We start from the raw sequence: 6,977 nt of genomic DNA on the forward strand, positions 1-6,977 counted from the left end.
ATGGAAAGAGAATCATTTGTTTTTTATAAAAGCTGGTTGGAGGCAATCAAGAATTTGCCGAGAGAGATGCAGGGAGAAGTGCTCACGGCCATAATTGAGTATGGTCTATACGGAGAAACGACTGAATCACTAAAGCCGATTACGAACGCCATGCTAGCTATGGTTATACCTCAAATAAATGCGAATAATAGAAAGTTTGAGAATGGTTTGAAGGGAGGTAGGCCCCCAAAAGGGAACCAAGATGAATCCAATTCAAAACCAAACAATAACCAAACAATAACCAATTTGAAACCAAATAATAACCAAAATCAAACCACCAAAGAACCATCGCAAAACCAAGCGGAAACCAAAGTGGAACCCAATGTATATGATAATGTTAATGTAAATGATAATAAGAAAGAATCCGCTAACGCGGATAAGAAAGAAAACGAGCCTAACGGCTCCACTCTCTCTCCCAAATTTTTAAGTTTTCAGGCTTGGATAAAGGATAATGCTCCTTATTGCGCCAATCCTAAGAACATGAACCAGATAACGGAGAAGGAACTCGATAGATTAATGGAAACCTATACAGAAAAACAAATCGCTGATGTTATTTCTCAAATCGAAAATAGGAAAGATAAGCGGAAGCAATACTCTAGCCTGTATAGGACTGTATTAAATTGGATTAAAACCGAAAATCAACAATGAAACGGAATGAAAGAATAGCATTTTACGATCTGGATGAAGAACGCCTAGTACTTGGAACGCTATTGAATGACCCTGATAAGCTTGTAGAAGTCAGTAGTATTCTGGATGAGGCATGTTTTTATCATGACTTTCATAAACAGATATTCAAGATTATAAAAGAGCTGGATAAGAAAGGTAAGAAATTTGATTTCATGGTAGTAAAACGTGAGCTAAGGGGGAGAATAAATGAAGAGAAGGATACTCCTTTGTTTTTTGAAATCGTGGGTCAAAGAGTTTATACGAACCTGTACGAGCATGCTGCTATACTGAAAGATGCTAGTGCCAGGCGTCAAATTGAAGACAATCTCAAAAATGCATTAAGTTTGATACCATGTGTCACAGAGGATCCTTTCGAAATTATAGAAAAAGTAAGAAATGCTCTGGATGGTATATATTCAGATCAGACTTCTGGTGTGATAACTTTGCGTGAAGCCCTTGAAGGAGCCTACAAAATAATCCAGAATAATATAAATAACCCTGATGCTTCTTCAGGTACTCCTACCGGATTTCGTGAACTTGATAGAAAAGGGATATTAAAGCCTGGTTATTTGACAGTGATAGCAGCCGACAGTTCACAGGGCAAGACATCTCTAGCAACTAGCTTCTGTGTAAATGCAGCTATAGCAGGTGCAAAACAGGCGTTTTACACAATGGAAATGTCGCCGGTTGAGTTGTCACAGCGTATATTGAGTAAAACAAGCGGAGTGAATGGAGTACGTATAGCAAGTGCGCAATTGACAGCAGAGGAATTCTCCATGGTAGATAAAGGACTTGCGCCTATTTACAATCTTCCTCTTTATTTCGATGGAAAAAGCACTTCTACGATTGATTCAATAATATCCAGTATAAGGATGATGAAAAAACGATATGATATAGATGGAGCCATTGTCGATTATTTACAGATCCTTTCTGCAAATAGTAATAGCGGTTCAGGAGACGAAATGCAACTAGGCATCTTTGCGCGGAGATTGAAAAATATAGCAAAAGATCTTGGAATATGGATACTAGCCTTATCTCAATTAAGTCGTGATAAAGTCGATGTAGCCCCGTCTATAAGTCGAATACGTGGAAGCGGACAGATAACAGAAGCTGCAGATGTTGTCCTGCTTTTATATCGCCCAGAGCATTACGGAAGGGACAAAAAGTACCCGGAACCTTTTTCTAATGTATCAACAGAAAATACAGCAATGATTGACATAGCTAAGGGACGTAGTATTGGGACATGGAAATTCATATGTGGATTCAATGCAGAAACTACACAGTTTTATGACTTATTGGATATTCCACATATTAATCCGTCAGCCTCATCGGAGGATAAACCTTTTTAAACAATACAATAATGAAATGTGAAACAGAAGGCAAAATATTGGTAGAATTGCCAACTACCAGCGGGAACACTAAAAATGGGAAAGAGTGGGAGAAGAGGGAGTTTGTTATGGAAACCAATGAAAGATATCACAGTAAAATGCGTTTTGCTATGTATAGTTTCGATGGACCGATAGAGAATCCTCCTAAAATTGGAGATATGGTAAAAGTTGCTTTTACTGTTGAGGCTAGAGAATATAAAAACAACTGGTATAATGAAGTTAAAGCTCATCGTATTGAACAGATAAAAATGTAGATAAATAATTATGAGACCAAAGCAAGATTTAATAAATATAGCAATAAAGGATGGAAGTATGGATAGAGTGAACATGTTATTATCAGCCGCTCATCTCTTGAATTGTGAAGCGAACAACTTGATTGAAGAAGCATCTGATGTAATGATCGCTAAAGGGTTATTACTTGGTAATCTTAAAAAACTTCATAATGACTTTGTCAAGTGTGCGGACCGATATTTTAAAGAGTTTGCCTCATTAGTTACTGCTGATAAGTGTAAAATGGATATGTTCGATGATTTACAAGGATTTGATGAAGTATATAGAAAGTGGGCGAAAGTTCCTGTTGAATGGCATCCCCAGATAGTAACTGAAGAATAAAGAAAATGAAAGCAACAAAGATTTATTATCAAAAATGTTTCAATCTTGGCAATTACCAGAATGAAGTAGTTGGTATTGAGTTGGAAGTCGGTGACGGTGAGAAAGCCGTCGATGTACTTGAAAAGGCAAAGCAGTTTGTAGACAGTAAAGACTTCCTAGCTGCTGGTATTCAGGAGTATGAAAACAGCTTGCGTATAGTGAATAGTCCTGATGAATATACAGGTAGGCAAGTAAAGGATGCGCAGGCGTTTTTGGATAAATATGATACAAAAGATGATTTACCATTTTAATCATAACTAAGAAGAAATGAATAATATAAACCTACTATACATTGACTTATTCTGCGGTGCCGGAGGAACATCCACCGGGGTAGAATCAGCAAAGGTAAATGGTGAACAATGCGCCAAGGTTATTGCCTGCGTGAACCACGATGCTAATGCCATTGCCAGCCATGCAGCCAATCACCCAGAAGCGATGCACTTCACAGAGGACATCCGCACACTGGAGCTTTCTCCTTTAATCGCGCATGTACAACGAATGAAGCAACAATATCCAGAAGCTCATCTAGTTCTTTGGGCATCCTTGGAGTGTACCAACTTCTCAAAAGCTAAAGGTGGCCAGCCCCGGGATGCAGACAGTCGGACGCTTGCAGAGCATCTGTTTCGTTATATCGAAGCCATCAACCCCGATTACATTCAAATTGAGAACGTGGAGGAATTTATGTCATGGGGACCAATGGACGAAAACGGAAAACCTATTTCCATGCACAAAGGAGAAGATTACACTCGTTGGGTTAGCAACGTGAAATCTTATGGATATAATTTCGACCACCGGATTATGAATGCTGCTGATTATGGAGCCTATACCAGCCGCAAACGGTTTTTCGGTATATTTGCCAAAGATGGATTGCCTATCGTGTTCCCGGAGTCAACGCACTGCAAGGAAGGTAAGCAGGATATGTTCAGCAGTCTCGCTAAGTGGAAACCTGTCAAGGACGTGTTGGACTTCGAGGACGAGGGTACAAGTATCTTCACCCGCAAGAAACCTTTATCAGAGAAAACACTAGAACGCATCTATGCGGGTCTAATCAAGTTTGTGGCAGGCGGTAAAGACAAATGGCTGCTGAAATACAATTCCAGCAATGGAAAGACAGGCAAACATATTCCTCCTGGGATTGACGAACCATGTCCAACGGTAAGCTGTCAGGGACGACTAGGAGTTGTTCAGGCTCACTTCCTTTCGAGGTACAATACTTGCAGACCGCAAGATACTTGTAAATCTGTCGACGAACCTTGTGGAGTGCTTACTACTAATAATCGGTTTGCTAAAGTAGGTTGCCAGTTTCTATCCAAGTATTTCAGTGGACATCCGGAAAGTAAGAATATACCCGTGGACGGTCCGGCACATACCATCAAGTGCAAGGATAACCATTCGTTGATAAACGCTAAGTTTCTAGCTGCATATTATGGTAATGGAGATAATGTCAGCCAGGTAGATAAGCCATGCCCTACAGTTCCTACTAAAGACAGGTTCAACTACGTGAATCCGAAGTTTCTTTGCTCGTATAACTTTAATGATGCTGGTAAAGATATAGACGCCCCGTGCCCGACACTGCTCACCAAAGACCGTCTTTCTCTGGTAAGTCCGTTCTTTATGAACTACTATTCTGGTGGCGGTCAGCATTCGGATGTAAACCCACCGTCCCCGGCTATTCTTGCTAATCCAAAGCAACGTCTTGTCTCTTGCCAATTCATGGATCAGCAGTTCGGGCAAAGTAAGCCTGCCGGAGTTAATCAGCCTCTTGGAGCCTTGACATCGAATCCAAAGTATAATCTTGTAAGCTGTCGCCCGTGGGTGATGAATACTAACTTTGGAAATATCGGCAGCCAGATAGATGATCCCGCACCAGTTATCACTGCTAACCGAAAGTGGCACTACCTGATGAATCCGCAATTTATGTCTGCTGGTGGCAACATAGACAACCCATGCTTTACACTCATTGCACGCATGGATAAGATGCCTCCTTATCTGGTATGTACAAAAGAAGGAGAAGTTGTTATCGAGGTGTACGAAACGGATAGCCCCATGACCCGGAAGATAAAGGAGTTCATGGCTGTGTATGGAATGGTTGACATCCTGATGCGAATGTTAAAGATTCCAGAGCTAAAGCGCATCATGGGGTTCCCCGAAGATTATAAGTTAATTGGCACACAAGCCGACCAAAAGAAGTTTATAGGTAATGCAGTAGAGGTAACGATGGCACGGGTTCTCTGCGAAGCTGTCAGCAGGAAACTACGAGAATTGAGAAAAGTGGCAGCATAAATTAATTCATTACAAATCAGAAAGGAATCAAATGGAATTAAAAGAATTAACAGCGAAGATATGTGATCTGTTCGGATGTGTCAGTATTGAGACGTTCCCGGATAAGATTGCATTAGCTTTGCTTTCTCAAAATCCAATTCTTTATTTTGATAGATACAAAGAATTGTGCCCCGATTTGACCGTAGACTGGTTGCAAAGAGTATATCAGTTCTATCATGCGGATCGTGAGAATAAAAAACAGGATTACACGCCAATCTCTCTCGCAAAACTCGTTTCTTATCTTAGCTGTATGCCTGGCGAGAAAGTAGTATATGATTGTTGTTGCGGGTCCGGTGCTCTGACCATTCAAAAATGGTGTGTAAATCCAGACCTTAAATTTGTATGCGAGGAACTGGATGAACGAGTTATACCTATTCTATTGTTTAACTTGTGCATCCGAAACATAGAAGCGACTGTAGTAAATAAAGATATACTCACAGGTGATATTATCAATTCATATACAGTCATTAGAGGATCGGTTTATGGGACTGTACAGCGTTCGATGTTCCCGGAAACAGAATTGCTAAAAGCTGATGTAGGTGTATCTAATCCTCCTTTTAATTTGAGGGTTCCGGTATCCGGAATAATAACCAATGATTTACCTTCCCAATATACCTGTAATTTTGCCTTTGTGGCTCATTGCTTGCAAAGAAGTGAAAGATGTGCGTTGATTCTTCCCAGAGGTGTCCTGACAAGCAAGGAAGAGAAAGAGTGCAGGAGATACTTTGTTGAAAAGGGATGGCTGCAAGCAGCTATTTCTTTACCGGAAAAGATGTTTGAATCTACATCTGTAGCGACTTGCATACTTTTGTTTGATAAGAGGAAAACAAGTAAGGATGTGATGGTTATTGATGCGGAAGGGATGAAATCTGTTGAGGTGAGAGAGCAACGTGGAGAAGGTGACGCTTCTCATTACAACCGTATTTATAAAAAAGAATTTAATACTTTCTCTGACGAACAGATTGCTGCTATATGTGAGCTTGTGACAAAAGAGCAAGAATCATTCTCCAAAAGAATTTCACAGGAAGAGTTGGAGCAACACGAATATTGTCTGACCATTGGTCCGTATCTTCCTATCGAATTCGAAGGAACTATTCATCGTGACTTTAACGCTATCATATCAGATATTAACCGTATTATCCGTGAACGTAATGTTATTAAAATTACCGTTAATAAAGTATGGGCTGAAAGACTTGGGCTTGTAGAAGTAATAAGGGATTGTGAAGCGTCTAACGAAATCGTGAAGTCTATGAATGAAAGCTTTGCATCTTTCAAAAATTACGATGTAAAGGAAAAGATTATTGAGAATAAATACATCCAATCTTCCAATTCTAAAGTATTTTGTATTGAGAATACGGATAAGGAGATATTGTCAAGTATCATGCCTTTCTTTATGAATATGTATAAACAACACATCTATTATCTTAATGATGAAGAAAATAGACTTCTCGCTGAACTTAGAGATTCGATGCTACCATTACTCATGAATGGAGAACTGACTTTTAAAGATTAACTAATAACCAATACAGAAAGGAGCTAATATGCGTGAAGATATAATGTACATGATAACCTACCCAGATGGTACATTTGTGATGAATACTCAAAAATATTACCGAAGAGATTGCGTTAGGTGCTGGCTGGACGGAACTAATTTGACATGGAAACAGGTGTATAAGAAAGGCTTTCGCTGTAAAAAAGTGAAAGTAACATTTGAAATAATTGATTAATAACTAAATAAAAAAGGAGTAATCTTATGGATTCAGAAAAACAAGGAATTTATCTTTTAGCTCTCAAAAAGAGCAAGAAACGTGAAGGTATTACCTACTGTGTAGGCGTATTTCGGCTGGGAACTACAGGTATGGAGTTTATTCTAGGCGAAACAGACAATGACCGGGAATATAAGGTAGGCGA

At 39.5% G+C, this 6,977-nt stretch carries 7 protein-coding genes; all 7 read left to right on the forward strand.

Annotated features, from left to right (window positions below):
• Genes DXB58_RS24070 through DXB58_RS24100 form a run of 7 tightly spaced genes read left to right on the forward strand, consistent with a single transcriptional unit; the run spans window position 1 to window position 6,579 of the window.
• Entirely contained in the window at window positions 1–687 is a 687-nt protein-coding gene (locus tag DXB58_RS24070; protein ID WP_122138489.1) for a DUF6291 domain-containing protein, read from the forward strand.
• Entirely contained in the window at window positions 684–2,054 is a 1,371-nt protein-coding gene (locus DXB58_RS24075; protein ID WP_122138490.1) for a DnaB-like helicase C-terminal domain-containing protein, read from the forward strand. Before DXB58_RS24070 ends, DXB58_RS24075 begins: the two co-directional genes overlap by 4 nt.
• Window positions 2,055–2,065: 11 nt before the next feature.
• The gene (locus DXB58_RS24080) at window positions 2,066–2,347 is read left to right on the forward strand and encodes a DUF3127 domain-containing protein (protein WP_122138491.1); all 282 of its coding nucleotides are present in this window, start codon (window positions 2,066–2,068) and stop codon (window positions 2,345–2,347) included.
• Between the two features lie 10 nt (window positions 2,348–2,357).
• A complete protein-coding gene (locus DXB58_RS24085; RefSeq protein ID WP_199487884.1) occupies window positions 2,358–2,705 on the forward strand; it encodes a hypothetical protein in 348 nt (115 codons plus the stop codon).
• Window positions 2,706–2,710: 5 nt separating this feature from the next.
• Window positions 2,711–2,995: a hypothetical protein gene (locus DXB58_RS24090; protein ID WP_122138493.1), complete on the forward strand. Its 285-nt coding sequence runs from the start codon at window positions 2,711–2,713 to the stop codon at window positions 2,993–2,995.
• Window positions 2,996–3,011: 16 nt separating this feature from the next.
• Entirely contained in the window at window positions 3,012–5,027 is a 2,016-nt protein-coding gene (locus DXB58_RS24095) for a DNA cytosine methyltransferase (RefSeq protein ID WP_122138494.1), read from the forward strand.
• A gap of 31 nt (window positions 5,028–5,058) precedes the next feature.
• Window positions 5,059–6,579, forward strand: coding sequence for a class I SAM-dependent DNA methyltransferase (locus tag DXB58_RS24100; RefSeq protein WP_122138495.1), 1,521 nt, complete (start codon window positions 5,059–5,061; stop codon window positions 6,577–6,579).
• The last annotated feature ends 398 nt before the right edge of the window (window positions 6,580–6,977 follow it).

Source organism: Bacteroides sp. OM05-10AA, from assembly GCF_003439055.1.
GTDB lineage: Bacteria > Bacteroidota > Bacteroidia > Bacteroidales > Bacteroidaceae > Bacteroides > Bacteroides intestinigallinarum.

Excerpts from the sequence above, each read along its gene's own strand:
- DXB58_RS24070 (WP_122138489.1), top strand. The coding sequence starts at position 1 with ATGGAAAGAGAATCATTTGTTTTTTATAAAAGCTGGTTGGAGGCAATC.
- DXB58_RS24075 (WP_122138490.1), top strand. The coding sequence starts at position 684 with ATGAAACGGAATGAAAGAATAGCATTTTACGATCTGGATGAAGAACGC.
- DXB58_RS24085 (WP_199487884.1), top strand. The coding sequence starts at position 2,358 with ATGAGACCAAAGCAAGATTTAATAAATATAGCAATAAAGGATGGAAGT.
- DXB58_RS24095 (WP_122138494.1), top strand. The coding sequence starts at position 3,012 with ATGAATAATATAAACCTACTATACATTGACTTATTCTGCGGTGCCGGA.
- DXB58_RS24100 (WP_122138495.1), top strand. The coding sequence starts at position 5,059 with ATGGAATTAAAAGAATTAACAGCGAAGATATGTGATCTGTTCGGATGT.
- DXB58_RS24080 (WP_122138491.1), top strand. The coding sequence starts at position 2,066 with ATGAAATGTGAAACAGAAGGCAAAATATTGGTAGAATTGCCAACTACC.
- DXB58_RS24090 (WP_122138493.1), top strand. The coding sequence starts at position 2,711 with ATGAAAGCAACAAAGATTTATTATCAAAAATGTTTCAATCTTGGCAAT.